The sequence below is a fragment of the Serinicoccus sediminis genome, from assembly GCF_004153545.1.
Taxonomy (GTDB): domain Bacteria; phylum Actinomycetota; class Actinomycetes; order Actinomycetales; family Dermatophilaceae; genus Ornithinicoccus; species Ornithinicoccus sediminis_A.
The window spans coordinates 1-24,119 of the sequence record NZ_SDVA01000002.1; the positions used below are offsets into that span (position 1 = coordinate 1).

A 24,119-nucleotide genomic window follows, 5' to 3' on the forward strand; every position below is an offset into this window, starting at 1 on the left:
GGTCGGGCCGGTGACCACGAGCAGCGCGCCGATGAGCAGCGCGAGCTGCCACTCGACCCCGGCCACGATGGCGGCCAGGGTGGTCAGCCCCCACGCCAGGAGCACCGTGACCGAGCAGAGCCGGACGACGGCTGTGCTCAGGCCCCGCAGGTCGCGGAACCGCAGCGACAGCGACCCCTCGAAGAGGATGACGCCGACGGCCAGGTTGACCCCGGCGAAGAGCAGGTCGCGGCCGAGCACGCTCTCCGGGCTGACGAACTGCCCCAGCCCGAAGCCCACCACGAGCAGCAGCAGGATCGAGGGCACCCGCAGCCGGTATGCCGCGAGCTGGCACACGATGGCCACCCCGAGCACGAGGGCGAGGTACGGGGCGGGGGGCACGCTCGCAGTCTGCCAGCCCCGCGCCCCCTCGCCCCGTTCACCGGCGCGTCGGGATGCCTCGGCCCTAGGCTGGCCGGATGGCGCTGTCACCACGACTTGCCGCGGTCGTCGACGCCCTCCCGCTGCGCCCGGGGATGCGCGTCCTCGAGATCGGAGGGGCACCGGGGGCGGCGGCGCGCGAGGTCGCGCGGCGCATCGGCGCGGGCCACGTGCACGTCGTCGACCGGTCACCCGCGGGCGTCCGCCTCGTCGAGCGCACCTGCGCGGTCGAGATCGCGGCGGGGCTGCTGTCCGTGCGCTGCGTGGACGCCGCCGACCTCGACCTGGGCGGGCAGGCGCCCTTCGACCTCGCCTTCGCCTGCCGGGTCGGGGTCTTCGACGGTCGCCACCCGGGGGATGCGGCGCGTCGGCGGGTCGCGGCCGTGCTGACCCCGGGCGGCCGCTTCCTGATCGACGGGGGCGACCCGCTGCGCGAGGTCGACCTGGGCGACGCTGGCTAGCGTGGGCCCCGTGGACGAGCACGCGGACGAGGCCGACGAGGCGCTGCGCGAGGCGGTCTCCGCCGTGTATGCCGTCCCACCCGCCGAGTTCGTCGCGACCCGCAAGGAGTGGGTCGCCCGGCTGCGGTCGCAGGGGCGCAGGGACCTGGCCACGCAGGTCGGGGCGCTGCGCAAGCCCAGCGTGTCGGCGGCGGCGGTCAACGCCCTGGTCCGCGCGGAGGACCCGGCCGCCGAGAGGCTGCGCGAGGTCGGGGCCCGGCTGCGGCACGCCCAGTCGGCGATGGACGTGACCGGGCTGCAGGAGCTGCGCGCCGAGCGCGACACGGTGCTCGCCGACTGGGTGGCGGCCGCCCGACGGCACGCGCCGGCGCCGCTCACGGCGGGCGGCGAGAGCGAGGTCCGCGACACGGGGGTGGCGGCCCTGGCCGGGGCGGACGCGACCGAGGTGGTCCTCGGGGGGACGTTGACCCGGGCGCTGGCCTACAGCGGCTTCGGCGAGGTGGACGTCGCCGACGCGGTGGCCCGCACCAGCACCGGGGTCGTGCTCACCCGCATCGAGGGTGGTGGCGCCGGGGCTGACGCGCACGCGGAGGAGCGCGACGAGGCGGGCAGTGATGACGAGGCGGGCACGCACGCTGTCGATGACTCCGGGCCCGGGTCGGACGACGAGGCCGACGCCGTGCTGGGACGGCTCCAGGAGGAGCTGGAGAACGCCGAGGCGCAGGTCGGCCGGGCGCGCGAGGCCCGGAAGCAGGCAGCGGCGGCGGCGGGGCGGCGGCAGGACGAGCTGGACGTCGCCCGGTCCGGGGTGGAGCAGGCCCGCCGCCTGCTGGCCCAGGCCGAACAGCACGAGGCCACCGCGCAGGAGCGCGCGGACGCCGCGCAGGAGCAGCAGGAGGCCGCCGACCAGGACCTGGACGAAGCCCGCGCCGCCCGGGACGAGGCCCGGCGCCGGCTCGAGGAGGCGCAGGACGCCGGGTGACGGCGCAGGTCGCTCAGTCGCGCCCGGAGTCCAGGCGACGCACGAGCGCCCACACGGCCGGGAAGATCGCCGCGGCGACCCCGGCCTTGATGATGCCCGGGACGATGAACGGGGTGATGCCCGCCGCGGCGATGACGGCCGGGTCGGTCATGCCGAGGATGCCGGCCATGTAGGGCACGCCGACGAGGAAGGGGGCGGCCGTGGCGAGCAGGAAGCCGACCATGGCCAGCCCGACGTGCCGGTCCCAGGCGCGCTCCGCGGCCCACCCGGCGATCGCCGCGGCGGCGACGAAGCCGATGATGAAGCCGAAGGACGGGGCCAGGAGGTAGGCCGGGCCGCCCGCACCGCCGGCGAAGATCGGCGCCCCGGCCAGGCCCGCCAGCATGTAGGTCGTCAGGGCCGCGGCGCCGCGGCGCATGCCCAGCGCCGACCCGACGAGCATGACGCCCAGCGTCTGCCCGGTGATGGGGACCGGCCCGATGCGGAGCTCCACCAGGGCCAGCAGCGAGACCACCACCACGCCACCGGCGACGAGCCCGATGTCGGTGAGCACCCCTCGCCGCGGCAGCAGCCGGTCGGCGAGGACGAGCGAGGGGGCGTGGGAGGAGGCGGAGGCGGTCGACATGGGGCACAGGATGCCACAGCCGCGTCCGCGCGGCGGGACGTCGTGACGGCACGCGGAGCCCCGTGGGTGACTGGCACCCGGGTGACGTCACGTCATACCCTGGGACCCGCACTGGCGCCGGTCACCGCCCCCTGGGGTGGCCGGCGCGATGTCGTTGCCGCCCTGTGAGACCCCGACGAAGGACACTGCATGAAGATCGGCCTGCTGACCTCGGGCGGCGACTGCCCCGGCCTCAACGCCGTCATCCGCGGGGTGGTCCTCAAGGGTGACCGCATCTACGAGCACGAGTTCGTCGGCATCAAGGACGGGTTCCGCGGGCTGGTCGAGGACGACGTCGTCCCGCTGCCGCGCAAGCGGGTGCGCGGCCTCTCCAAGGTCGGCGGCACCATCCTGGGCACCTCCCGGATCAGCCCGATCCGCACCGGCGGCATCGACCGGGTCAAGGAGGTCATGGAGAAGCACGAGATCGACGCCCTGGTGGCGATCGGCGGTGAGGGGACGCTGACCGTGGCCCGGATGTTCCACGACGAGGGCATCAACGTCGTCGGCGTGCCCAAGACCATCGACAACGACCTCTCCGCGACCGACCGGACCTTCGGCTTCGACACCGCCGTCTCCATCGCGACCGAGTCCATCGACCGGCTGCGCACCACCGGCGAGGCCCACTCCCGGTGCATGGTCGTCGAGGTCATGGGCCGCCACGTCGGGTGGATCGCCCTGCACGCCGGCATCGCGAGCGGGGCGCACGCCATCCTCATCCCCGAGGTGCCGGTCAGCACCGACCAGCTGTGCCAGTGGGTGCAGAGCGCCATGGACCGCGGCCGCGCCCCGACCATCGTGGTCGCCGAGGGCTTCACCTTCGCCGGGGCCGAGCAGGTGGCCAGCGACCGGGTCGACGGCTTCGGCCGGCCGCTGCTCGGCGGCATCGGCGAGGCCGTCACCCGGGCCATCGAGGAGCACACCGGCATCGAGACCCGCAACACCACCCTCGGGCACCTGCAGCGCGGCGGCGTGCCCAGCTCCTACGACCGGGTGCTCGCCACCCGTTTCGGCACCGCGGCGATCGACTCGGTCAGCGCGAAGAAGTGGGGCACCATGGTCGCGCTCTCCGGCATGGACATCGTCAACGTCAACCTGCGCGACGCCACGAGCGAGCTCAAGCTCGTGCCGCGCGACCAGTGGGACGAGGCCGCGATCATGTTCGGCTGAGGCCCCTCAGCCCGCGGTGTGCCTCACTTGAGCCCGCTGCGCGCGAGGCCGGCGACGAAGAACCGCTGCGCCACGACGAAGAGCAGCAGGATCGGCAGCATCGACAGCAGCGCGCCGGCCATGAGCGTCGGGTAGTCGGTGGCGTACTGCCCCTGCAGGAAGGCCAGTCCGACCGGCAGGGTGTAGAGGTCCGGGTCGCGCAGCGCGACCAGCGGCCAGGCGAACTCGTTCCAGCGGTACATGAAGGTCATGACGACCAGGACCGCGACCAGGGGCCGCGCCAGCGGCAGGATCACCCGGGTGAAGACCTGCCACTGGTTGGCGCCGTCCAGCCGCGCCGCCTCGAGCAGCTCGTCCGGGATCGACATGAGGTACTGCCGGGCCAGGAAGATGCCGAAGGCCTCCGCCGACCGCGGCACGATGACCGCCCAGTAGGAGTTGACCCACCCGAGCCGGGCCACCAGCTCGAACTGCGGGATGAGCAGGACCTGCACCGGGATCATCAGGGTCGCGACGATCGCCATGAGCACCACGGCCCGACCGGGGAAGCGCCGCTTGGCCAGCACGTAGCCCGCCAGCAGGTCCACCACGACGGTGAGCACGACGGCGACGACCGCGATGGCGAGCGAGTTCACCGCCCACGTGGTCACCGGGTAGGTGGCGACCGCCTCGCGCACCGTGGTGAGGCCCAGGTCGCCGAGCCGTGGCAGGCCGCCGCCGACGAGGCTGCCCGGCGGGGATAGCGCGGTGAGGGTCATCCACACCAGCGGGAAGAGCCAGACCAGCGAGATGAGCAGCAGCGCGGCGAAGCGCCAGCGGCGCCCCGTGCGCTCCCGGCGCTCGGTCGGGGTGGCGGTCGTGGTGCTCACAGGGACTCCTCCGCATCACGCTGGGCCCGCCACCACAGGACCGTGGCGGCGAGGATGACGACGAAGACGACCACGCCCAGCGCCGTCCCGTAGCCGAGCTGGCGGGCCTCGAAACCCTCGGCGTAGGCATACGTCACGAGCAGCTCGGTCGCCCGCCCCGGGCCGCCGCCGGTCATCACCCACACCAGGTCGAAGACCTGGAAGGTCTCGATGACGAGGATGACCGTGAGGAAGAAGGTCGTCGGCTGGATCTGCGGGACGGTCACGTGCCGCAGCCGATGCCACCATCCGGCGCCGTCGAGGGCGGCCGCCTCGTGCAGGTTGTCGTCGACGTTCTGCAGCGCCCCGAGGTAGATGATCGCGGCCAGCCCGACCCGTGACCAGGTGAGCATGAGCAGGACGACGAGCATGGCCGGGCCACCGCCGGACTGCCACGACACCGGCCCCAGGCCGACCCAGCCGAGCGCGGTGTTCACCACGCCGACGTTCTCGTCGAAGATGAACCGCCCCGCCATCGCGACGACGACACCTGAGATGACGACCGGCGCCAGGACGATGCTGCGGAAGAGCGCCCGGCCCCGGACCTCGCCCTGCAGCAGCATGGCGATGCCCAGCCCGAGCCCGAGCGCCAGCGGCACCGAGACTCCCGCGAGCAGGACGGTGTTGAAGGACGCCCGCCAGAAGGCGTCGTCGTCGAGCATCCGGCGGTAGTTGCCCAGCCCGACCCACTCCGGAGCCCCCACCCCGCTGTCGGAGGTGAAGCTCGTGACGACAGCGCTGACGAGCGGCGCGAAGAGGAAGACGCCGAAGAGCACGAGCGCCGGGAGCAGCATGGCGTAGGACGTGAGGTGCTCCCGGACGCGCGCGGTCACCGGGCCACCTCCGCGGCCACGGCCCGGAGCAGGTCGTCGGCGACCTGGTCCGCGGGGCGCTCCCCGGCGAGGAACGCGAGCTCGAGCTGGTCGACGAGGGTGCTGTTGACCGCGTTGAACTGCGGCACCGTCACCTGCCGGACCAGGTCCGGCTGCACGACCGTGACCTGCTCGACGTACTGCTGCATCACCTCGGGGTAGGCCGGGAAGTCCAGCCCGGCGGCGTCGACGTCGGTGCGGGTCGGCAGCACCCCGGTGGCGGTGCAGAAGTCCGCCTGCTGCTGGGCGCCGACGCAGTATGCCGCGAACGCGGCCGCGGCCTCGGCGCGCGGCCCGTCGACGACGGCGAGGGCGTTGCCGCCCAGGTCGGCGCTGGCCCGCCGCTGCCGTGGCAGGGGGGTCGCGACCCAGTCGAAGGGCACCTCGAGGCCCGGCAGCGTGAAGCTGCCGACGAACGCCATGGCGACGGTCTGCGCACCGAAGAGCTGGTCGGTGTACTGGCTGCTCTTGGGCAGCGCCGAGCTGGGCGTCAGCCCCTCCCGGAAGAAGGTGCGGGTGACGTCGAGCGCTGCGACGACGGCGGAGGGGTCCGGGGCGGCGTCGTCCAGCCCCTCGGAGAGCAGCCGCCCGTCGGCCTGGTCGACCCAGTTGAGCCACCGGTACGCCCCCGCCTGCTGCCAGTTGACGGCCAGCGCGGTCCGGCCTGCGCCGGCGCTGTCGGCCACCCGGCGGGAGACGTCGAGGAACTCCTCCCAGGTCCAGGCGTCGTCGAGCCTCTCCGGCACGTCGGTGACGCCGGCGGCCTCGGCGGCCGCGGTGTTGACGAGGACCATCGAGGTGTCGGTGTGGTGCGGCACCCCGAAGGTGCCGTCCTCGTCGGTCACCGCCGCCCAGAACTGCTCGGCGACCGCAGGCTCCAGCTCGGCGGCCACCGAGGGGTCCAGGGCGCGCAGCACGCCCTGGCTGCGGTAGAGCCCGATGTCGTTGTAGGTCACCCGGAACAGGTCGGGCGGCGCGCCGGTGCGCAGGCCGGTGTCGACGGTGGTGAGGGTCTGGGAGAACGGCACGATCTGCAGCCGCACCTCGACCCCGGTCTCCGCGCGGAAGCCGTCGGCCAGGGCGCGGAAGGCGGCCTCCTCCTCGGGCCCGGCCCACAGGGTCAGCTGCAGCACGTCGGTGGGCCGGTCGGCGCCGGAGTCCGGCAGCCGGAACCCGGTGCAGCCGGACAGGCATGCGGTGGCGGCGCCCAGCAGAGCGGCCCTGCGTGTCACGCGCAGGGATCGTCCGGCCGGCGCCGTGGTGCCGTCCCTCACCTCGGTCTGGGAGTCGCGAGGAGTCGGACGGTGTCGTGTCGTGTCATGTGCGCTCCAGGGGTCGGTCCGGAGCGGGGCACGGTCACGGTATGCGAGCCCCGGGGCGGGGGCGACTCCAAGCGGCCACACCCGACGCAATGCCTGCCTGACGTCACGTCAGCCGGGCTTAGGATCGGGGTATGCCCTCCCCCACCTCAGCCTCGAGCCCGGCCGGTGGGTCGGCGGGCGCCCGGACCGCACCGGCGGCCGCGACTCTCGGGCCGCTGCCGACCGCGGCCGACATCGAGGAGGCCGCGCAGCGGATCGCCGACCGGGTGGGCCGCACGGCTCTCGAGCGCAGCACCCGGCTGTCGGAGCAGACCGGTGCCAGCGTATGGCTCAAGCGGGAGGACCAGCAGCCGGTGCGGTCCTACAAGGGCCGCGGCGCCGCCAACCTCATCGGCCAGCTCGACAGCGAGCAGATCTGGGCGGGGGTCGTGTGCGCGAGCGCCGGCAACCACGCCCAGGGCGTCGCCCACGCCTGCGCGACCCTGGGCGTCGGCGCCCGGATCTACCTGCCCGCCACCACGCCCCGGCAGAAGCGCGACCGGGTGGCCGACATCGGTGGCGACTGGGTGGAGGTCGTGGTCGGCGGCCGGACCTACGACGAGGCCGCGGCGGCTGCGCTGGCCGACGCCGAGCGGACCGGCGCCACCCTCGTGCCGGCCTTCGACCACCCGCACACCATCGCGGGACAGGGCACCATCGCCCGCGAGATCAGCGAGGACCTGCCCGGACCGCCGGACGTCGTCGTCGTGCCGTGCGGCGGCGGCGGGCTGCTCGCCGGGTGCCTCACCTGGTTCGGGGAGCAGGCGCCGGGGGTCCGCGTCGTCGCGGCGGAGCCGGCCGGCGCCGCGAGCATGATGGCGGCGACCCGGGCCGGCGAGCCGGTCGCCCTGGCGGAGATCGACCGCTTCGTGGACGGGGCCGCGGTGCAGAAGGTCGGGCGGCACACCTTCGAGGTGGTGCGACGGCATACCCCCGAGCTCGTCGCGGTCCCCGAGGGCCGCATCTGCACGGAGATGATCCGGCTCTACCAGAGCGAGGGGATCATCGCCGAGCCCGCCGGCGCGTTGGCCCCCGCCGCGCTGGACGCCCTGGGCGACCTCGGCGGGCTGACCGTGGTGGTCGTGGTGTCCGGCGGCAACAACGACCTGTTGCGCTACCCCGAGGTCATGGAGCGCTCGCTCATCCACGAGGGCCTCAAGCACTACTTCCTCGTCGACTTCCCGCAGGAGCCGGGGATGCTGCGGCAGTTCCTCGACGAGGTGCTCGGGCCGGACGACGACATCGCGCTGTTCGAGTACGTCAAGCGCAACAACCGCGAGACCGGGCCCGCGCTGGTGGGCATCGAGCTCGGCGCGCGCGACGACCTCGCGCCGCTGCTCGACCGGATGCGGGCCAGCTCGCTGCAGATCGAGCCCATCCAGCCGGACAGCCCGCTCTTCCGCTTCATCCTCTGAGCCCCGACGCGAGGCGCCGGCGGGTCAGTGGCTGGTGCCGGCCTTCCAGTAGCCGCAGAAGCTGATGTGCGACTTGGGTATGCCGTGCCGTACCCAGTGGCGACGCGCGGCGGTCGCGAGGTCGGACTCGCCGGCGACCCAGGCATACACGGGCCCCTCGGGCACCGGCACGTCCCGCAGCGTCGCGAGGACGGCGGCGCCGGGCCTGCTCCCCGCCGGCCGCACGACCCAGCGGACGTCGATGCCCTCCGGCGCCGCGAGCGCCTGGCGGTCGTCGGGGTGCGGCACCTCGACGACGGCGGTGCCGCGGGCGTCGCTCGGGGCGTCCCGCAGGATGCCGGCGAGCGCCGGCAGGGCCGACTCGTCGGCGGCGAGCAGGAGGGCCGCGTCCTCGACCGGGTGGTAGATCGCCCCCTCGTCGATGACGGCGACCTCGTCCCCCACCTCGCACCGCTGCGCCCACAGGGACGCCGGCCCGGCGTCACCGGCCGCCTCGCTGCCGTGGACGACGAAGTCGACGTCCAGCTCGGGCCCGTCCACCCCGTGCTCGCGGTAGGCCCGCACCGTGTAGTTGCGGATGACCGGGCGCTCCGCGGCCGGGACGAGCATGAAGCGGGCGTAGGCCGCCGTGCTCAGCTGATCCGGCACGTGGCGCAGCGACTCCGGGCCCCCGGTGGGCAGGAAGAGCCGGAACCACTGGTCGTCACCCATCGGCTCGAAGTCGGCCAGGTCGTCCCCGCCCAGGGTGATCCGGGCGTAGGTCGGGGTGGGCCGGTACGCACCGCGCACCCGCAGGCGCAGCGCCCGCGCGGCCCGGGGCTTGCGCCGGGTGGCCTGGAGGTTGCTCTTCGCCATGCGGATCCTTCTCCTGCGGTGTGGGCGACGGGGCTGGTGGTACCGACCACCGGGGCCAGCATATACATTAGGTTCGCCTTGCCTAACTCGACTAAGGAGATCCATGCGTTCCTCTCGCGGCCGTGTCCTCGGCGCCGCCTCGGCGCTCACCCTCGCCCTGGCGCTGTCCGCCTGCGGTGACTCCAGCGGTTCGGACGACCCCGGCGACGGAGCGGGCGGTGAGACCTCCGGCAGCACCGGCGAGGCCTCCGACAGCGCCTTCCCGGTCACCGTCGAGCACGCCTTCGGCGAGACCACCATCGAGGAGGAGCCCGAGCGGGTCGCCACCGTGGCCTGGGCCAACCACGAGGTGCCGCTCGCCCTCGGCGTGGTGCCGGTGGGCATGAGCGAGGCGACCTGGGGTGACGACGACGGCGACGGCGTGCTGCCGTGGGTCGAGGACGCGCTCGCCGAGATGGACGCCGAGACCCCGGTCCTCTTCGACGAGACGGACGGCATCGACTTCGAGGCCGTGGCCGACACCCAGCCCGACGTCATCCTGGCCGCCTACTCCGGCCTGACCCAGGAGGAGTACGACACCCTCAGCCAGATCGCGCCGGTGGTGGCCTACCCGGAGCTCGCGTGGGGCACGACCTGGCAGCAGATGGTCGAGCTCAACAGCCAGGCGCTGGGCATGGCCGACGAGGGCGACGCGCTCGTCGAGGAGCTGGAGGGCTACGTCTCCGACACCGTGGCCGACTACCCGGAGCTGGAGGGCATGAGCGCGATGTTCAGCTCGCACAGCACCGACGACCTGAGCCAGGTCGGCTTCTACACCACCCACGACCCGCGGGCGCTGTTCCTCGAGGAGCTCGGGATGACGACCCCCGAGCTGGTCGCCGAGCGCTCCGCCGAGAGCGAGACGTTCTACGAGACGGTCAGCGCGGAGAACGCCGACCTGTTCGGGGACGTCGACCTGCTGGTGACCTACGGGGACGACGCCCTGCTGGCCCAGCTGCAGGACGACGCCCTCGTGTCGGAGATCCCGGCCGTCGAGGACGGCGCCGTCGTCATGCTGGAGAACGACACCCCCCTCGCCGCCGCCGCGAACCCCTCGCCGCTCGCCCTCGAGTGGGGTCTGACCGACTTCCTCGACCTGGTCTCCGCCGCCGCAGAGAAGAGCCGGTGACCGACACCCTCACCGCCGCCCCGCCGGACGCGCCTGCCCCCGCAGCGCGCCGGCGGGTCGGCACGCGCGCCTACCGCGTCACGACCCTGGTCGTGGCGCTCGGCGCGCTGCTGGTGGCCGGCATCCTGTCGGTCACCTTCGGCGCCCGGGAGATCGCATATGCCGACCTCGTCGCCGCCCTCGGCGGCGCGCAGGACAACATCTCACAGGCGGCCGTCGCCCAGCGCATCCCGCGCACCGTCCTGGCCATGCTCGTCGGCGCCGCGCTCGGCCTGGCCGGCGCGGTCATGCAGGGCGTGACCCGCAACCCCCTCGCCGACCCGGGGATCCTCGGGGTGACCTCCGGCGCCTCCCTGGCGGTCGTCATCGGCATCGCCTTCTTCGGTCTCGGCACCGCCACCGGCTACGTCTGGGTGGCGATCGTGGGCGCCGCGCTCGCCGCGGCCGTCGTCTACGCCATCGGCTCGATGGGCCGCGGCGGTGCCACCCCGCTCAAGCTGGCGCTGGCCGGCGCGGCCCTGTCGGCCGCCTTCTCCTCGCTGGTCAGCGCGATCCTGCTGCCGCGCATCCAGGTGATGGACTCCTTCCGCTTCTGGCAGATCGGCGGGGTCGGCGGTGCGACCCCGGAGAAGATCCTCGTCGCCCTGCCCTTCCTCCTCGCCGGCACCCTCATGTCGTTCGCCGTGGCGCGCGGCCTCAACTCGCTGGCGCTGGGCGACGACCTGGCCGCCGGCCTGGGGGAGCGGGTGGCGCTGACCCGCGCGCTGGCCGCGGTCGGGGCGGTCACGCTCTGCGGCGCGGCCACCGCGGTGGCCGGACCCATCGGGTTCGTGGGGCTCGTCGTGCCGCACGCCTGCCGGCTCGTCGTCGGCACCGACCACCGGTGGCTGCTCCCGCTCTCGCTGCTGGTCGGCGCGGTCCTGCTGACGCTGGCCGACGTCGTCGGGCGCGTGGTGGCGCGGCCCGCGGAGGTCGACGTGGGCATCATCACCGCGCTCATCGGGGCGCCGGTCTTCATCGCCATCGTGCGCCGCATGCGGGCGAGGGCGCTGTGAGCACGGCATACACGACCCGTCCCGACCCCTCCCCGCTGCGCGCAGGCCGGCGGCGGCGCGCCGCGAGCCGCCGCCGCGCCGCCGGGCTCCTCGGCGTGCTGGTGCTCGTCCTCTTCGTCGTCAGCCTCATGGTCGGGCAGACGTTCTACGGACCCGGCGAGGTGTGGCGGGTCGTGCTCGGCCAGGACGTTCCCGGCGCGTCCTTCACCGTCGGCACCCTGCGGCTGCCGCGCGCCGTCCTCGGGCTCGTCGCCGGGGCCGCGCTGGGGATGGCGGGCGTGACCTTCCAGACCATGCTGCGCAACCCGCTCGCCTCCCCCGACATCATCGGCATCAGCGCGGGCGCGAGCGCGGCGGCCGTCGTCGGCATCGTCGTGCTGCGGGTGGACGAGGCGCTGGTGTCCGCGATGGCCATCGCGGCCGCCCTCGTGACGGCGCTGGTCATCTACCTGCTGGCCTACCGGGACGGGGTCCTCGGCACCCGGCTCATCCTCATCGGCATCGGCATCGCGGCGATGCTGGACTCGCTCGTCGCCTACGTCATCGTGCGCGCGGCCGCGTGGGACCTGCAGGTCGCGATGCGCTGGCTGACCGGCAGTCTCAACGGCGCCACCTGGGGCATCGTCCTGCCCCTCGTCGTGGCCGCGCTCGTGCTCATGCCGGCCCTGCTCTCCCAGTCCCGTCAGCTGGACCTGCTGCAGCACGGCGACGACACCGCCAGCGCCCTCGGGGTGCGCGTCGAGCGCACCCGGCTGACGGTCATCGTGGCGGCGGTCGCGCTCATCGCGTTCGCCACGGCGGCCGCCGGGCCCATCGCGTTCGTCGCCTTCCTCGCCGGGCCGATCGCCGCGCGTGTCGTGGGACCCGGCGGGTCGCTCATGGCCCCTGCCGCCCTCACCGGCGCGCTGCTCGTGCTCGCCGCCGACCTGGCGGGCCAGCACCTCTTCGGCACCCGCTACCCGGTCGGGGTCATCACCGGGGTGCTGGGTGCGCCCTACCTCGTCTACCTGCTCGTCCGCACCAACCGCGCCGGAGGCTCGCTGTGACCGACTCCCACACCCTCGTCGCCGAGCACGTCAGCCTTGGCTACGGCGACCGCACCGTCGTCGACGGCCTCGACCTCACCGTCCCCCCGGGCCGCATCACGACCATCGTCGGCGCCAACGCCTGCGGCAAGTCCACGTTGCTGCGCGCGCTGTCGAGGCTTCTCGCGCCGACCCAGGGCCACGTGCTGCTGGACGGCAAGGCCGTGCACACCCAGCCCACCAAGGCGGTGGCCCGCACCATGGGGCTGCTGCCCCAGAGCCCGATCGCGCCCGAGGGCATCGCGGTCGCCGACCTCGTGGCCCGCGGACGCAGCCCGCACCAGCGGATGCTGTCGCGGTGGGCGGTCGCCGACGAGCAGGCGGTCGAGGAGGCGCTCGAGCTCACCGGGACGACCGACCTGGTCGACCGGTCCGTGGACGAGCTGTCCGGGGGCCAGCGGCAGCGGGTCTGGATCGCCATGGCCCTGGCCCAGCAGACCGACATCCTGCTCCTCGACGAGCCGACGACCTTCCTCGACATCTGTCACCAGATCGAGGTGCTCGACCTGCTCACCGACCTCAACCGCACCCGCGGCACGACGATCGTCATGGTGCTGCACGACCTCAACCTCGCCGCGCGCTACGCCGACCACCTCGTCGCGATGTGCGACGGCCGGCTGCTCGCGGGCGGGCCGCCCGAGGAGGTGCTCACGACCGAGACCGTCGAGCGGGTCTTCGGCATGCGCAGCCAGGTGGTGGCCGACCCCGTCTCCAGCAAGCCGATGGTCCTGCCCATCGGCCGCCACCACGCCGCCCAGCCCGTCGGGCACGCCTGAACCGCACAGGACGCGCGGTCAGGACGCACAGGACGCGCAGTCAGGACACACAGGACGCGCGGTCAGGACACACAGGACGCGCAGACAGGACGCACAGGACGCGCGGTCAGGGCGCACAGGACGTGCGGTCAGGACGCACAGGACTCACGGTGCGCACCAGACCCGTCTCGTGGGCATGCCTGGCGCGGACGATGTGACGGCAGGAGCAGCGGCGTCGTGACTGTCACGATGGGGGTATGCCGCGCGTCCAGATCCCTCCGACCCGCACCTGGTACTGGTGCACGGTCGGCCTGTGGTCCCTCCTCCTCGCCGGGAACGTGCTCCGCCTGGCCGGCGGTGGTCGGGACGGCACCGTCTGGACGGTCCTGGACCTCGTCTTCGTGCTGGGCACGGCCGCGCTGCTCGTCCTGACGCTGACCGGTGCGCTGACCGTCACCGCCGATTCCGAAGGCCTGCACCGCCACTGGTTCTACGGCCGTCGCCTGGTCCCGTGGAGCGAGGTCACCGAGATCCGGCCGGCTCCTAGCTACCCGGAGCGCCTGGTCATCCGCGGTGAGGCCCGCAGGACCCTGGTCGAGGGGATGAAGCCGGCCGACGACGAGGTGGCGCTGCTGCATACCTGGCACGAGAAGGCGATCAGCGGCCCCTGACCATCCTCACCGCGCGTCCTGTGCGGCCCTATCGCGCGTCCTGTGCGGCCCTACCGCGCGTCCTGTGCGGCCCTACCGCGCGTCCTGTGCGGCCCTACCGCGCGTCCGGTGCGCCGGCGGGGGCCAGCTCGGCCCCGCCCGCATCCCCGGCCGCCGGGCCCGTCTCCTCGTCGGGGCGGTGCCGGCCGGCGTGGTCCACCCGCCGCGGCCACCAGAAGCGCTCCCCGAGCACCCGGACGATCGCGGGCACGAGCACCGTCCGCACCAGCAGCGTGTCGAGCAGCACACCGATGCAGATGACGACACCGATCTGGGCCAGCACGACGAGCGGCAGCACGCCGAGCACGGCGAAGACCGCCGCCAGCAGGATGCCGGCCGAGGTGATGACGCCGCCGGTCGCGCCCAGCGCGCGCAGGACCCCGTCGCGGGTCCCGTGCACACCGGCCTCCTCCAACGTCCGGGTGATGAGGAAGATGTTGTAGTCCACGCCCAGCGCGACGAGGAAGAGGAAGGCCAGCAGCGGCATGCTGGCGTCGATCGCCCCGAAGCCGAAGACCCCGGTGAACAGCCACCACGAGACGCCGATGGCGGCGCAGAAGGTCGCGACGACCGAGGCGACGAGGATGATCGGCGCCAGCACCGAGCGCAGCAGCCCCATGAGCGCCAGCAGCACCAGCGCGAGGATGAGCGGCATGACGACGAAGCGGTCGCGGACGTTGCCGTCGGACTCGTCGAGCGCCGAGGCGTCTCCGCCGGTGACGTGGGTGTCGGCATACCCGTCCAGCGCGGCGCGCACCTCGCCCACGGTCTCCTGCGCGGCGTCGCTGCCGGGCTCCGCCTCCAGCACGACCTGCACCTGGCCGATGCCGTCGACCGGCTCGACCGGCGTCACCTGGGTCACGCCCTCGACGTCCTCGACCGCAGACGCGAGCTCGTCGACCTGCTCCTGGTCGCCTCGCGTGACGACGACGAGCGGGTCGGAGGTCCCGGCGGGGAAGGACTCGCCGAGCCGCTCCGCCGCGGTGATCGCCTCGGGCGTCTCGAGGAACTGGTCCTCCGGCGCCAGCCCGCTGCTGATCTGGGTGATGCCGAAGGCGAGGGCGGCGAGCAGCGTGAGGGTCCCGGCGATGTATGCCGCGGGCGCCTTCGCGACCGCGTCACCGATGCGGCGCCACAGCGAACGGGACTCGGCGAGGACCGCCTGCCCCTCGCGCGGCACCTGCGGCCAGAAGACCCACCGCCCGAAGACCACCAGCGCCCCGGGCAGCACGAGCAGGACGAAGGCCATGGCCACCAGGACGCCGACGGCGCAGGCCAGGCCCAGACCGCGGGTCGAGGGGAAGACCGAGAGCAGCAGGCAGAGCACCCCGACGACCACCGTGCTGGCGCTGGCGATGATGGCCTCGGAGGCCCGGCGCAGGGCCAGGGCCATGGCCTCGTGCCGCGAGGAGTGGGTGCGCAGCTCGTCGCGGTAGCGGCTGATGAGCAGCAGGGCGTAGTTGGTGCCGGCACCGAAGACGAGGACGGACAGGATGCCGATGGTCGACTCGTCCCACGGGATCCCGAAGAGCTTGAGCACGTGCGTCGCGGCGCTCGCCGCGGTCTGGTCGGCGACGCCGACGACGAGCAGCGGGATGATCCACAGCACCGGGCTGCGGTAGGTCACGATGAGCAGCAGCGCCACCACCGCGGCGGTCGTCCCCAGCAGGGTGATGTTGGCGCCGTCGAAGACGGAGGCCAGGTCGGCCTCGATCGCCGCCGGCCCGGTGACCTGGGCGGTGACCCCGTCGGGCACCCCGTCGGAAAGGTCCGTGCGCAGCTGGGTCACGACCTCCTGGGTGTCGGTCGCCGTCGGGGCGTCCAGCGCGATGACGCTGATCGCGGCCGTGCCGTCCTCGGACGGGATGACGGGGAACTCACCCGCGAGCCCCGGCGGAGGACCACCGGCCTCCTGCCCCGCACCCTCGGGCGCACCGGCCCCCTCGGACCCCTCGGGCGCACCGGCCCCCTCGGACCCCTCGGGCGCACCGCCTCCCTCGGCACCCTCGGGCGCACCGGCCCCCTCCGGCGCCGCGGTCGCGTCCACGCCATCACCGGCCGGGGCCCCCTCCCCCTCGCCGGACCCCCCGGTGGCAGGTGGCTCGGCCCCCTCGGGAGCGACGTCCTCCATGAGCCCTGCGAGGTCGGGCAGCTGCTCCTCGATCGCGGAGTCGGCCGTGAAGAGCACGATCGCGGTCTTGCTGCTCTCCTCGGGCAGCTCCTCCAGCAGCTCCTGGCCCTGCGTGCTGTCGAAGCCGGCCGGCAGGGTGTCCAGCGGCGAGGCGGTCCGCTCGGCCTGGCCCACGCCGGCGATGAGGAACACGCCGAGCAGCAGCCCGACCAGGGCGATGATCCAGGACCGGGGAGCGGTCAGCGTGGTCACGAGGCGAGACATCGGGTGTCCTCCGGCGTAGGCTGGGGCTCGGTCGTCAGGCAACTACCTAACTAAGTGAGCAATTTCGTGACCGAACGTAGCACGGACCGCCCGGCGGTGACGAGCCCGAGCACCGCATCTGCTGCCGGGCCGAGCACCGGCGAGGCCGTGGGCACACCCCCCGCTCTCGGCCCGCAGAGCCAGTGGGTCGACGCGTGGCAGCCCGGTCCGGTGCTCGACACCCTGCGACGCCTGCTCGACAGCGGCCGCCGCGCGACCCCGGCGCTCGCCCGCCGGGCCGGGCTCACGCATACCGAGCTGGCGGTGCTGGAGCACCTCATGGAGGACCCGGCCGGCCCGAGCGAGCTCGCCCAGCGGCTCGGGGTCACGACCGCCGCCGCGAGCGGCATCGTCGACCGGCTCGTCGCCCGCGGGCACGCGCAACGGCAGCCGCACCCGACGGACCGCCGCCGCACCGCCGTCGTGGCCACCCCCAGCGGTCGCGAGGAGCTCATGGGCCACCTCATGCCGATGTTCGCCGAGCTCGCGCAGGTCGAGGCCTCGCTCACCGAGGCCGAGCGCGAGGTCGTGCTGCGCTTCCTCACCGACGCGGACCGGGCCGTCGGGCGCCTGCTCTGACACGCACCTAGACTGGGCAGATGAGCCAGCAGGCTGGCGAGCACACGCAGGACGAGCTGCCCGGGCGCCCGGGGGCCGTGGCGATCACCGTCTCCGACCGCAGCTCCGACGGGCGCCGCGAGGACGAGAGCGGGCGACTCCTGGTCGCCGCGTTGCGCGACCTCGGGTATGCCGTCTCCTCCTCGGTCGTCGTCCCGGACGGCGTCGAGTCGGTCGCCGGGGCGCTGCGTGACGCCGTCGCCGACGGGGCCCGCCTCGTGGTGACCACCGGTGGCACCGGCATGGGCCCGCGTGACCTCACGCCGGAGGGGACCCGCCAGGTCATCACCCGGGAGAACCCCGGGATGGCCGAGCTTCTGCGCCGGGAGGGCTCCCGGCAGACCCCCTTCGCGGCGGTGTCCCGCGGCGTGGTGGGGGTCGTCGACTGGCCGCAGGAGCGCGGTGTCGGCGGCACCCTGGTCATCAACCTGCCCGGTCGCCCCGCGGCCGTCACGGAGGGGATGGACATCATCGGACCGCTGCTGCGGCACGTGCTGTCCCAGGTCAGCGGGGGTGACCACACGTGGTGACCCGTGAGCCCCTGGTCGACGGCTACGGCCGGGTGCACCGCGACCTGCGCATCTCGGTGACCGACCGCTGCTCGCTGCGCTGCACCTACTGCATGCCCGAGGACGGCGTGCCCTGGCTGCCCCGGGCGACGATGCTCACCACCGAGGAGGTCGTGCGCCTCGCCGGCGTCGCGGTCTCCATGGGCATCGAGGAGGTCCGGCTCACCGGCGGGGAGCCGCTGCTGCGCCGCGACCTCGTCGACGTCGTCGCCGGCATCTCCGCGCTGGACCCGGCGCCCGAGGTGTCCATGACGACCAACGCCATCGGCCTCGCCAAGAACGCCGCAGCTCTGCGCGAGGCCGGCCTAACCCGGGTCAACGTCAGCCTCGACACCCTGCGCCGTGACGTCTTCATCGCGCTCGCCAAGCGGGACCGCCTCGCCGACACCCTCGCCGGCATCCACGCGGCCGCCGAGGCCGGGCTCGTCCCGGTGAAGATCAACACCGTCCTCATGCGCGGGATCAACGACGCCGACGAGGACGTCGTGGCGCTCCTGACCTTCGCCCTGGAGCACGCCTACGAGCTGCGCTTCATCGAGCAGATGCCGCTGGACGCCCAGCACGGCTGGGACCGCTCGCAGATGATCAGCGGCGCGGAGATCCTCGCGAAGCTGCGCACCGGCTACGACCTCACCCCGCAACCGGACGAGTCGAGGGGCAGCGCACCGGCCGAGCTCTTCGACGTGCGGCCGTGGGGGGCCGGCCCCGAGGTCGAGCCGCTGGGCACGGTCGGCGCCATCGCCTCGGTGACCATGCCCTTCTGCGGCAGCTGCGACCGGGTGCGGCTCACCGCCGACGGCATGATCCGCAACTGCCTCTTCGCCGCCGGGGAGACCGACCTGCGCACCCCCCTGCGCGCCGGCGCCTCGGACGACGACCTCGCGGCGCTGCTGCGGGCCTCGATCACCGCCAAGCTGCCCGGGCACGGCATCAACCAGCCCGACTTCCTGCAGCCGCCCCGGCCGATGAGCGCCATCGGCGGCTGAGCACCTCTACGTCCGGGCGGGACCGAGGACACCACGCCACCGTGGCCGGCCGGGTCAGACCGCCGCGCCGACCGGCTCCTTCTCGCCGCCCTCGCCCCCGTCGCCACCGCTGCCGGCGTCGGCCCGGGCCTTCTCGTGCGCCCGCCGGTCGAGCGTCTTGCCCCGCCGCAGCTCCCAGTAGGCGGCCACGAAGTAGACCACCGTGCCGGTGATGGCGATGGTGTAGAACGTGTTGCGCTGCGTCAGGTAGGTGTAGATGTCCGGGCTGGCGAGGAAGACCACCAGGGCGTCGACGAGGATGACGGCGAGCGCGAGCATCCAGACCCCCCGCAGCACCCGGGTCAGCGTGGACGTGTCCTTGACGTGCCCCGGCAGGGACGTGGCCAGCTCGCGCTTGAACGCCTGGGCCCGTTCGAGGAACAGCTCGTTGTCCCTCACCTCGTCCGTGTAGTCGTCGGCTGCCCCGGCCCGTCGGGCCAGGGCGACGTAGAGCAGGCTGGCGACGATCCACGCGGGCACGAAGGCGAAGTAGGGCGAGATGATCTGGGTGATGTTGAGCACGGCCCCCAGGCCGAAGGCGGTGGCCCAGGCGATGATGGCGGGCACGTTGGTGACCCCCTTGAAGCGTGCCCAGTACTCCGTGAGGCCGAAGCGCGGGAACAGCTTGTGCTCGGCATACACGATGCCGCCGACCGGCGCCAGGAGGACCCCGGCCCAGGTGACCAGCGGCGCGTAGTTGCGGTAGACGAACGGGAAGCACGCGACGACCACGACGATGACGCCCACGATGAGGGTCGCCCGCCCGCGCGACATCGACGGGAAGACACCCTGGGTGGCCAGCCCCGCGCGGTAGAGGTTGGCGTTGGCGGTCGTCCAGCCCGCGACGACGACGGTGACGTAGCCGGCCCAGCCCAGCGCCACCCAGGAGACGTCACCCGGGGACAGCACGGTGATGCTCGTCAGCGTGAGCGCGGCGGTGGCGGCGCCCATGAGGCCGGCGGAGAACCAGGCGACGTAGTGTCCGAAGAGCATGCCGGTCGAGGTCATCAGCCCGTGCCACCCCTTCCGGGCGTAGCGCAGCAGCGCCATGTCGATCATGCCCGCGTGCGCGAAGCTGTTGGCCGCCCAGGCTAGGCCGGCCACCTCGATCATCCCGATGCCGGGCTCCCCCTCCGGCGTGACGCCGGTGAAGACCGTCGCCCCGGCGATGTCGACGAACTCGCCGAAGCTGCCGATCGTGGTCACCCCGGTGACGGACTCGGCGACGGCCGGCAGCAGCACGAGGCCACCGACGGTGAACATCGTCGCGAGCCAGGGCCCGCAGATGGTCGCGAACTCCGCGAGCGCGTTGAACCCGAAGACCGCGACGAGCACGGCGACGATGCTGAAGGCCACGACGAGGATGACGAATCCGAGGTGGGTGGGGTATGCCTCCGCCTGCGTCGGGATGCCGATCACCCGTTGGACCGCGGTCGCCGACACGGTGAGCATGGCGGCCGAGATCACGGCGAAGACGATGGCGTTGGCCAGGTTGTAGATCCGCGATATGGCGCCTCCCCCGAACCTCAGGAGGTAGGTGTAGACGCTCAGCCCGACCTCCCGTGCGACCGGGGTGGTGATGAGCCAGAAGGTGAGGACGGCCAGGGCGTTGCCGATGAGCAGGCCGATGAGGACGTCCCAGATCCCGGCGCCGAGGATGACGAAGGTGGCGCCGAAGACGAACTCGGTGCCGGCGACGTTCTCGGCGGCGTAGAGACCGGCGAAGTGCTTGGCCCCGTGCTTCTCGTGCTCGCCGACGGGCAGCAGCTCGGGGTCGGTGTTGGCGATCTGGCGGTCGATCTGCTCGGTGGTCCGTGCCATCGTCGTCAGTCCTCGGTGCTCTCGGAGTCGGCCGCGGCGTCTTCCTGGTCGGCGAGCAGTCGGGTCTGCTCGATGGTCTGGTCGGCGACCCACTGGCTGCGCTCCAGCGCCTCCTCCAGGTCGAGGTCACCGGTGATGGCCTGGGTCAGCTGCTGGCCGACGGCGTTGCCCAGGCTCTGGAAGGCCGGCACGTCGACGTACTGCATGCCGACGTAGGGCACCGGCTGGGTGCTCGGCTCCGCGATGTCGGAGCTGCGGATCGCCTCCAGGGTCAGCTCGGCGTAGGGCTCGGCCGCCTCCAGGTAGTCGGGGTTGTCGTAGAGGTCGACCCGGCTCCCCGGCGGGACCGCCGCCCAGCCCCGGTCCTGCGCGACGAGCGCGGCATACTCGCTCGACGTCGCCCAGGTGACGAACTCGCGCGCGAGCTCGGGGTTGTCCGAGGACGCGGGGATCGCCAGCGCCCACGACCACAGCCAGTTGCTCGGACGACCCTCGTCCGTGCCGGGCGCCCGGGCGAAGCCGACGTCCTCGGCGACGGACGAGGCGTCGGGGTCGGTCACGAATCCCGCGGCCGAGGTGGCGTCGACCCAGATCGCGCACTCACCCTCCTGGAACAGCGCGAGGTTCTCGGCGTAGCCGGCCTCGGCGACGCCGTCCGGGGCCAGCGCCGCGAGCGCGAGGTAGGTCTCGGCGGCCGAGCGCCACTGCTCGCTGTCGAGCTGTGCACGCCAGTCCTCGTCGAACCAGCGGGCGCCGTAGGAGTGGGCCATGGAGGTGAGGACGGCGCCGTTCTCACCCCATCCGGCCTTGCCGCGGATGCAGGCCCCGGCGGTGCCGGTCTGCTCCTCGACGGCGGTCGCGGCGGACACGACGTCGTCCCACGTGGGCTCGTCGGGCAGCTCGACGCCGGCCTCCTCGAGCAGGTCGGTGCGGTACATCGTCATGCTGGACTCGCCGTAGAACGGCGCCGCCTGCACGGCTCCGTCCGCGCTGAGCGCCTCGCGCACCTCGGGGACGAAGGCGTCGGGGTCGAACCCCTCCGGCATGTCCGTCAGCGGGGTCAGCAGCTCCTCACCGGCCCAGACCTGCGCCTCGTAGGTCCCCACCGAGGCGACGTCGAAACGGCCAGCCCCCGTCCCGACGTCGGTCGAGACCGTCTCGCGCAGCTCGTTCTCGCTCTCGCGGACCCACTCGATCTCGATGCCGGGGTGCTCGTCGAGGAAGGCCGTGCTGAGCTCCTGCAGCACGTCGAAGTCGCCGTTGTCGACGACGGCGACGGTGAGGGTGTCGGGGCCGGTGTCCTCCTCGCCGCTGCACCCGGCCAGCACCAGCAGCGTCAGCACGCCGACCAGGCCACCGGTCCGCCGCGCCGGACGCGGGAGGGCTCGCCGCCGAGCGGGTGAGGTCGGCCGTGGTCGCATGTGTCGACTCCTTCGTCAAGGACACCCGCACCGGCGGGAACGGATGACCGGCACCCCGGGCCTGGGTACCTACACCCCGCCCCGAGCTGACGGCACCAGCGCTCAGACGAGCATCATGCGATGCACAGATGAGACTGAGTCCAGCCAACGCCATAGGGCTGGGCGTGTCAACAGGGGGCGGATCGCGCCCGTGCGGCGACCGCGGTGGGGTGTGCGGGCTCAGCCACCGGCGAAGGGCGGCAGCACGTCGAGCACGTCGTCGTGGCCCAGGGGCAGGGCCGGGTCGGAGACGTACTGCCCGTCGTGCAGCACGGTGCTCAGCCCGAGGACCCGGGCCAGCTCGGCACCGTGGCGCTCGCGGAGCTCGGCGAGCAACGAGCCGAGGTCGTCGGCATCCACGCGCTCGCTCTCGGTGCCGGCGGCCTCGGCGGCCGCGGCGAAGAACCTCACCGTCGCCATGCCGCCAGTGTCGCAGACGGTCCTGCGGCAACGGTCGCGCGGATCCCCGTCGGGCTGACCGGGCGCTACTCCCAGCGTCGGAGGTCCTCCCGCGTGTCGATGTCACCCAGACGACCCGGGTCGACCTCGACCTCGCCCCACCGCAGGTCGGCGACCAGGGAGCGCACGGACGCGTGCCGTGGCGCTCCGAGGCGGCGCAGGGCGGCCTCGAGCGAGGCGCGCCGGTAGACCGCCAGCAACCACTGGCGGCGCCCGGTGCCGTCGGACGGGCACAGGGCGTCGACGCCACGGCCCACCCCGGGCAGCTCGGCCCTCAGCCGGGCGAGGACACCGGCGGCGTGTGGCTGGTCGACCGCGCAGACCGCGACCCAGGCCGTCTGACGGCGGGCCGGACCGATGAGCGCCGTGAGCCCGGCGGCGATCCCGGCCACCGGGCCGCCGCCGGGAGGGTCCTCCAGGGTGCGCCCGACACCCTCCGGGACGGGGGTGTCGCCGACCACGACGACCCGGCCGCCGAGGTCCACGTCGAGCACGCGGTCCAGCAGGCTCCGGCCCCCGACGACGAGGGCCGCCTTGTCGGCACCGCCGAGGCGGTCTCCCCGGCCCCCGGCGAGGACCAGCAGGTCGACGGCCGGCAGACGGGGAGCCATCAGTAGCTCGGCAGGCTCGGGTCGACCTGCTCGATCCACCCCAGGATCCCGCCGGTCATGACGGCCACGTCCGCGTGCCCGAGACGGACCAGGTGGGCGGCCGCCCGCTGGGCCCGCGGCCCCGCCTTGCAGTACACGACGACCGGCCCCGGCGGCAGGTGGTGGTCGAGGTCCTCCCAGCTGAGGACCTCGCCGACCGGGACGAGCAGGGCGCCGGGGACGGTGCCCAGCTCGTGCTCCGCCGGCTCGCGCACGTCCAGCACCACGGGTGCCACCGCACGGCCGTCACCCGTCGGGCACGAGCCGATGACGCCGGGGGCGGTGGGGGGCTCGCCGCCCGGCGCTGCTGGCGGCGCGACCGCGACGTCGGGCGCGCCGAGCATCGCAGCGACCTCCCGCGGGCCGACCTCGGGCAGCGGCACGACCGGCCGCAGCTGCTCGCGCTGCTCCGGCTGCACCACGGCACCGACCGGGCGCAACGGCACCTCCCGGGTGCGCTGTGTGAGCGCGTCGACCAGCAGCACCCGCCCGACCAGCGGCTCCCCGAAGCCGCAGACGAGCTTGACCACCTCCGCGGCCATGATCGAGCCGACCTGACCGACGAGCGCCCCCAGCACCCCCGCCTCGGAGCAGCTCGGGACGTCCTCCGCGCGGGGCGGGACCGGGAAGAGGTCTCGGAGCGACACGGCGTCCTCCACGCCGGGCACGAAGGTCGAGAGCTGGGCGTCGAAGCGCAGCACGGCCGCCCACACCAGCGGCAGCCCGAGCGCGACGCAGGCGTCGGACACGGCATACCGGGTGGGGAAGTTGTCGGCCCCGTCGAGCACCACGTCGTGCCCCCGCAGCAGCTCCTCCGCGTTGGCCGCCTCGATGCGGGTATGCCGCACCTCGACCTCCACGTCGGGGTTGAGACCGCGCACGAAGGCCGCGGCGGAGGCCCCCTTGGGGGTGCCCACGGACTCGGCGCGGTGGATGACCTGCCGCTGCAGGTTGGTGACGTCGACGTCGTCGTCGTCGATGACGGTCAGGTGACCGACGCCGGCGGCGGCCAGGTAGGCCAGGACCGGGCTGCCGAGGCCGCCCGCCCCGACGACGGCCACCCGGGCGGCCAGCAGCCGCCGCTGCGCGGCCATGCCCAGACCCGGCACCAGCAGGTGCCGCGAGTACCGCGAGACCTGCTCGGGCGTGAGCGGGGGGCCGGGCTCGACCAGCGGCGGCAGCGGGGTCATGCACCCAGTGTG

24 protein-coding genes are annotated in these 24,119 nt (G+C 73.7%); 12 read left to right on the plus strand and 12 right to left on the minus strand.

Features of this window, described 5'->3' with window-relative positions; genetic code table 11:
• Positions 1-381, minus strand: a 381-nt coding sequence (locus tag EUS26_RS02480; protein ID WP_202865018.1) for a cation:proton antiporter domain-containing protein, incomplete at its 3' end; no start/stop codon positions are given.
• A gap of 77 nt (positions 382-458) precedes the next feature.
• Between EUS26_RS02480 and EUS26_RS02485 the strand changes: the two genes are divergently transcribed.
• Together EUS26_RS02485 and EUS26_RS02490 are read left to right on the plus strand one after the other, a co-directional pair.
• Positions 459-881, plus strand: a complete 423-nt coding sequence (locus tag EUS26_RS02485; protein ID WP_130011610.1) for an SAM-dependent methyltransferase — start codon at positions 459-461, stop codon at positions 879-881.
• Positions 882-891: 10 nt separating this feature from the next.
• Positions 892-1,863 (plus strand): hypothetical protein, encoded by a 972-nt coding sequence (locus EUS26_RS02490; protein ID WP_130011611.1) that lies wholly within the window; start codon positions 892-894, stop codon positions 1,861-1,863.
• Between the two features lie 13 nt (positions 1,864-1,876).
• On the opposite strand, the gene EUS26_RS02495 is transcribed toward EUS26_RS02490, so the two are convergent.
• Positions 1,877-2,488 (minus strand): biotin transporter BioY, encoded by a 612-nt coding sequence (locus EUS26_RS02495; RefSeq protein ID WP_130011612.1) that lies wholly within the window; start codon positions 2,486-2,488, stop codon positions 1,877-1,879.
• Between the two features lie 189 nt (positions 2,489-2,677).
• Between EUS26_RS02495 and EUS26_RS02500 the strand changes: the two genes are divergently transcribed.
• Positions 2,678-3,697, plus strand: a complete 1,020-nt coding sequence (locus EUS26_RS02500) for a 6-phosphofructokinase (RefSeq protein ID WP_130011613.1) — start codon at positions 2,678-2,680, stop codon at positions 3,695-3,697.
• A 23-nt stretch (positions 3,698-3,720) separates the two neighbouring features.
• Here the strand turns inward: EUS26_RS02500 and EUS26_RS02505 are convergent, their stop codons facing one another.
• From EUS26_RS02505 to EUS26_RS02515, 3 genes are read right to left on the minus strand one after another with little or no spacing between them, the layout of a single operon-like run.
• Positions 3,721-4,566 carry a carbohydrate ABC transporter permease gene (locus tag EUS26_RS02505; RefSeq protein ID WP_238148780.1) on the minus strand — a complete coding sequence of 282 codons (846 nt, stop codon included), beginning with the start codon at positions 4,564-4,566 and terminating at the stop codon, positions 3,721-3,723.
• Positions 4,563-5,438: a carbohydrate ABC transporter permease gene (locus EUS26_RS02510; RefSeq protein WP_130011614.1), complete on the minus strand. Its 876-nt coding sequence runs from the start codon at positions 5,436-5,438 to the stop codon at positions 4,563-4,565. The genes EUS26_RS02505 and EUS26_RS02510 overlap by 4 nt, the downstream gene beginning before the upstream one ends.
• Entirely contained in the window at positions 5,435-6,709 is a 1,275-nt protein-coding gene (locus tag EUS26_RS02515) for an ABC transporter substrate-binding protein (protein ID WP_165368478.1), read from the minus strand. Before EUS26_RS02515 ends, EUS26_RS02510 begins: the two co-directional genes overlap by 4 nt.
• 221 nt (positions 6,710-6,930) lie before the next feature.
• Here EUS26_RS02515 and ilvA point away from each other — a divergent pair, with 221 nt between their 5' ends.
• On the plus strand, positions 6,931-8,253 hold the full coding sequence (gene ilvA / locus EUS26_RS02520) for a threonine ammonia-lyase IlvA (protein ID WP_238148781.1): 1,323 nt from the start codon (positions 6,931-6,933) through the stop codon (positions 8,251-8,253).
• A 24-nt stretch (positions 8,254-8,277) separates the two neighbouring features.
• Here ilvA and EUS26_RS02525 read toward each other — a convergent pair whose 3' ends face one another.
• Complete coding sequence (locus EUS26_RS02525) at positions 8,278-9,108, minus strand: siderophore-interacting protein (RefSeq protein ID WP_130011616.1); 831 nt, start codon at positions 9,106-9,108, stop codon at positions 8,278-8,280.
• Between the two features lie 103 nt (positions 9,109-9,211).
• On the opposite strand from EUS26_RS02525, the gene EUS26_RS02530 reads away from it, so the two are divergent.
• From EUS26_RS02530 to EUS26_RS02550, 5 genes are all read left to right on the plus strand, one after another.
• A complete protein-coding gene (locus EUS26_RS02530) occupies positions 9,212-10,276 on the plus strand; it encodes an iron-siderophore ABC transporter substrate-binding protein (protein ID WP_130011617.1) in 1,065 nt (354 codons plus the stop codon).
• Complete coding sequence (locus tag EUS26_RS02535; RefSeq protein ID WP_130011618.1) at positions 10,273-11,331, plus strand: FecCD family ABC transporter permease; 1,059 nt, start codon at positions 10,273-10,275, stop codon at positions 11,329-11,331. Before EUS26_RS02530 ends, EUS26_RS02535 begins: the two co-directional genes overlap by 4 nt.
• Complete coding sequence (locus EUS26_RS17265; RefSeq protein ID WP_130011619.1) at positions 11,328-12,377, plus strand: FecCD family ABC transporter permease; 1,050 nt, start codon at positions 11,328-11,330, stop codon at positions 12,375-12,377. Before EUS26_RS02535 ends, EUS26_RS17265 begins: the two co-directional genes overlap by 4 nt.
• A complete protein-coding gene (locus EUS26_RS02545) occupies positions 12,374-13,192 on the plus strand; it encodes an ABC transporter ATP-binding protein (RefSeq protein ID WP_130011620.1) in 819 nt (272 codons plus the stop codon). The genes EUS26_RS17265 and EUS26_RS02545 overlap by 4 nt, the downstream gene beginning before the upstream one ends.
• Positions 13,193-13,428: 236 nt before the next feature.
• Positions 13,429-13,842: a hypothetical protein gene (locus EUS26_RS02550; RefSeq protein WP_130011621.1), complete on the plus strand. Its 414-nt coding sequence runs from the start codon at positions 13,429-13,431 to the stop codon at positions 13,840-13,842.
• A gap of 94 nt (positions 13,843-13,936) precedes the next feature.
• On the opposite strand, the gene EUS26_RS02555 is transcribed toward EUS26_RS02550, so the two are convergent.
• A complete protein-coding gene (locus EUS26_RS02555) occupies positions 13,937-16,276 on the minus strand; it encodes an MMPL family transporter (protein WP_130011622.1) in 2,340 nt (779 codons plus the stop codon).
• 66 nt (positions 16,277-16,342) lie between these two features.
• Here EUS26_RS02555 and EUS26_RS02560 point away from each other — a divergent pair, with 66 nt between their 5' ends.
• From EUS26_RS02560 to moaA, 3 genes are read left to right on the plus strand one after another with little or no spacing between them, the layout of a single operon-like run.
• Entirely contained in the window at positions 16,343-16,894 is a 552-nt protein-coding gene (locus tag EUS26_RS02560; RefSeq protein WP_238148782.1) for a MarR family winged helix-turn-helix transcriptional regulator, read from the plus strand.
• 20 nt (positions 16,895-16,914) lie between these two features.
• Positions 16,915-17,463 (plus strand): MogA/MoaB family molybdenum cofactor biosynthesis protein, encoded by a 549-nt coding sequence (locus tag EUS26_RS02565; protein WP_130011623.1) that lies wholly within the window; start codon positions 16,915-16,917, stop codon positions 17,461-17,463.
• Positions 17,457-18,488, plus strand: a complete 1,032-nt coding sequence (gene moaA, locus EUS26_RS02570) for a GTP 3',8-cyclase MoaA (RefSeq protein ID WP_130011624.1) — start codon at positions 17,457-17,459, stop codon at positions 18,486-18,488. The genes EUS26_RS02565 and moaA overlap by 7 nt, the downstream gene beginning before the upstream one ends.
• Before the next feature lie 54 nt (positions 18,489-18,542).
• Here moaA and EUS26_RS02575 read toward each other — a convergent pair whose 3' ends face one another.
• From EUS26_RS02575 to EUS26_RS02595, 5 genes are all read right to left on the minus strand, one after another.
• Positions 18,543-20,348 carry a purine-cytosine permease family protein gene (locus tag EUS26_RS02575; RefSeq protein WP_202865019.1) on the minus strand — a complete coding sequence of 602 codons (1,806 nt, stop codon included), beginning with the start codon at positions 20,346-20,348 and terminating at the stop codon, positions 18,543-18,545.
• A 5-nt stretch (positions 20,349-20,353) separates the two neighbouring features.
• On the minus strand, positions 20,354-21,769 hold the full coding sequence (locus EUS26_RS02580; protein ID WP_130011625.1) for an ABC transporter substrate-binding protein: 1,416 nt from the start codon (positions 21,767-21,769) through the stop codon (positions 20,354-20,356).
• A gap of 219 nt (positions 21,770-21,988) precedes the next feature.
• Positions 21,989-22,228 (minus strand): MoaD/ThiS family protein, encoded by a 240-nt coding sequence (locus EUS26_RS02585; protein WP_130011626.1) that lies wholly within the window; start codon positions 22,226-22,228, stop codon positions 21,989-21,991.
• Between the two features lie 65 nt (positions 22,229-22,293).
• Positions 22,294-22,878 carry a molybdenum cofactor guanylyltransferase gene (mobA, locus tag EUS26_RS02590; protein WP_130011627.1) on the minus strand — a complete coding sequence of 195 codons (585 nt, stop codon included), beginning with the start codon at positions 22,876-22,878 and terminating at the stop codon, positions 22,294-22,296.
• Positions 22,878-24,107 carry a ThiF family adenylyltransferase gene (locus EUS26_RS02595; RefSeq protein WP_130011628.1) on the minus strand — a complete coding sequence of 410 codons (1,230 nt, stop codon included), beginning with the start codon at positions 24,105-24,107 and terminating at the stop codon, positions 22,878-22,880. Before EUS26_RS02595 ends, mobA begins: the two co-directional genes overlap by 1 nt.
• Positions 24,108-24,119 lie beyond the last annotated feature (12 nt).

What these genes read in the sequence shown, in the direction of transcription:
- EUS26_RS02580 (WP_130011625.1), bottom strand. Translation starts at nt 21,769, where the DNA reads ATGCGACCACGGCCGACCTCACCCGCTCGGCGGCGAGCCCTCCCGCGT.
- EUS26_RS02500 (WP_130011613.1), top strand. Translation starts at nt 2,678, where the DNA reads ATGAAGATCGGCCTGCTGACCTCGGGCGGCGACTGCCCCGGCCTCAAC.
- EUS26_RS02525 (WP_130011616.1), bottom strand. Translation starts at nt 9,108, where the DNA reads ATGGCGAAGAGCAACCTCCAGGCCACCCGGCGCAAGCCCCGGGCCGCG.
- EUS26_RS02485 (WP_130011610.1), top strand. Translation starts at nt 459, where the DNA reads ATGGCGCTGTCACCACGACTTGCCGCGGTCGTCGACGCCCTCCCGCTG.
- EUS26_RS02585 (WP_130011626.1), bottom strand. Translation starts at nt 22,228, where the DNA reads ATGGCGACGGTGAGGTTCTTCGCCGCGGCCGCCGAGGCCGCCGGCACC.
- ilvA (WP_238148781.1), top strand. Translation starts at nt 6,931, where the DNA reads ATGCCCTCCCCCACCTCAGCCTCGAGCCCGGCCGGTGGGTCGGCGGGC.
- mobA (WP_130011627.1), bottom strand. Translation starts at nt 22,878, where the DNA reads ATGGCTCCCCGTCTGCCGGCCGTCGACCTGCTGGTCCTCGCCGGGGGC.
- EUS26_RS02575 (WP_202865019.1), bottom strand. Translation starts at nt 20,348, where the DNA reads ATGGCACGGACCACCGAGCAGATCGACCGCCAGATCGCCAACACCGAC.
- EUS26_RS02595 (WP_130011628.1), bottom strand. Translation starts at nt 24,107, where the DNA reads ATGACCCCGCTGCCGCCGCTGGTCGAGCCCGGCCCCCCGCTCACGCCC.
- EUS26_RS02550 (WP_130011621.1), top strand. Translation starts at nt 13,429, where the DNA reads ATGCCGCGCGTCCAGATCCCTCCGACCCGCACCTGGTACTGGTGCACG.
- EUS26_RS02495 (WP_130011612.1), bottom strand. Translation starts at nt 2,488, where the DNA reads ATGTCGACCGCCTCCGCCTCCTCCCACGCCCCCTCGCTCGTCCTCGCC.
- EUS26_RS02530 (WP_130011617.1), top strand. Translation starts at nt 9,212, where the DNA reads ATGCGTTCCTCTCGCGGCCGTGTCCTCGGCGCCGCCTCGGCGCTCACC.
- EUS26_RS02555 (WP_130011622.1), bottom strand. Translation starts at nt 16,276, where the DNA reads ATGTCTCGCCTCGTGACCACGCTGACCGCTCCCCGGTCCTGGATCATC.
- EUS26_RS02565 (WP_130011623.1), top strand. Translation starts at nt 16,915, where the DNA reads ATGAGCCAGCAGGCTGGCGAGCACACGCAGGACGAGCTGCCCGGGCGC.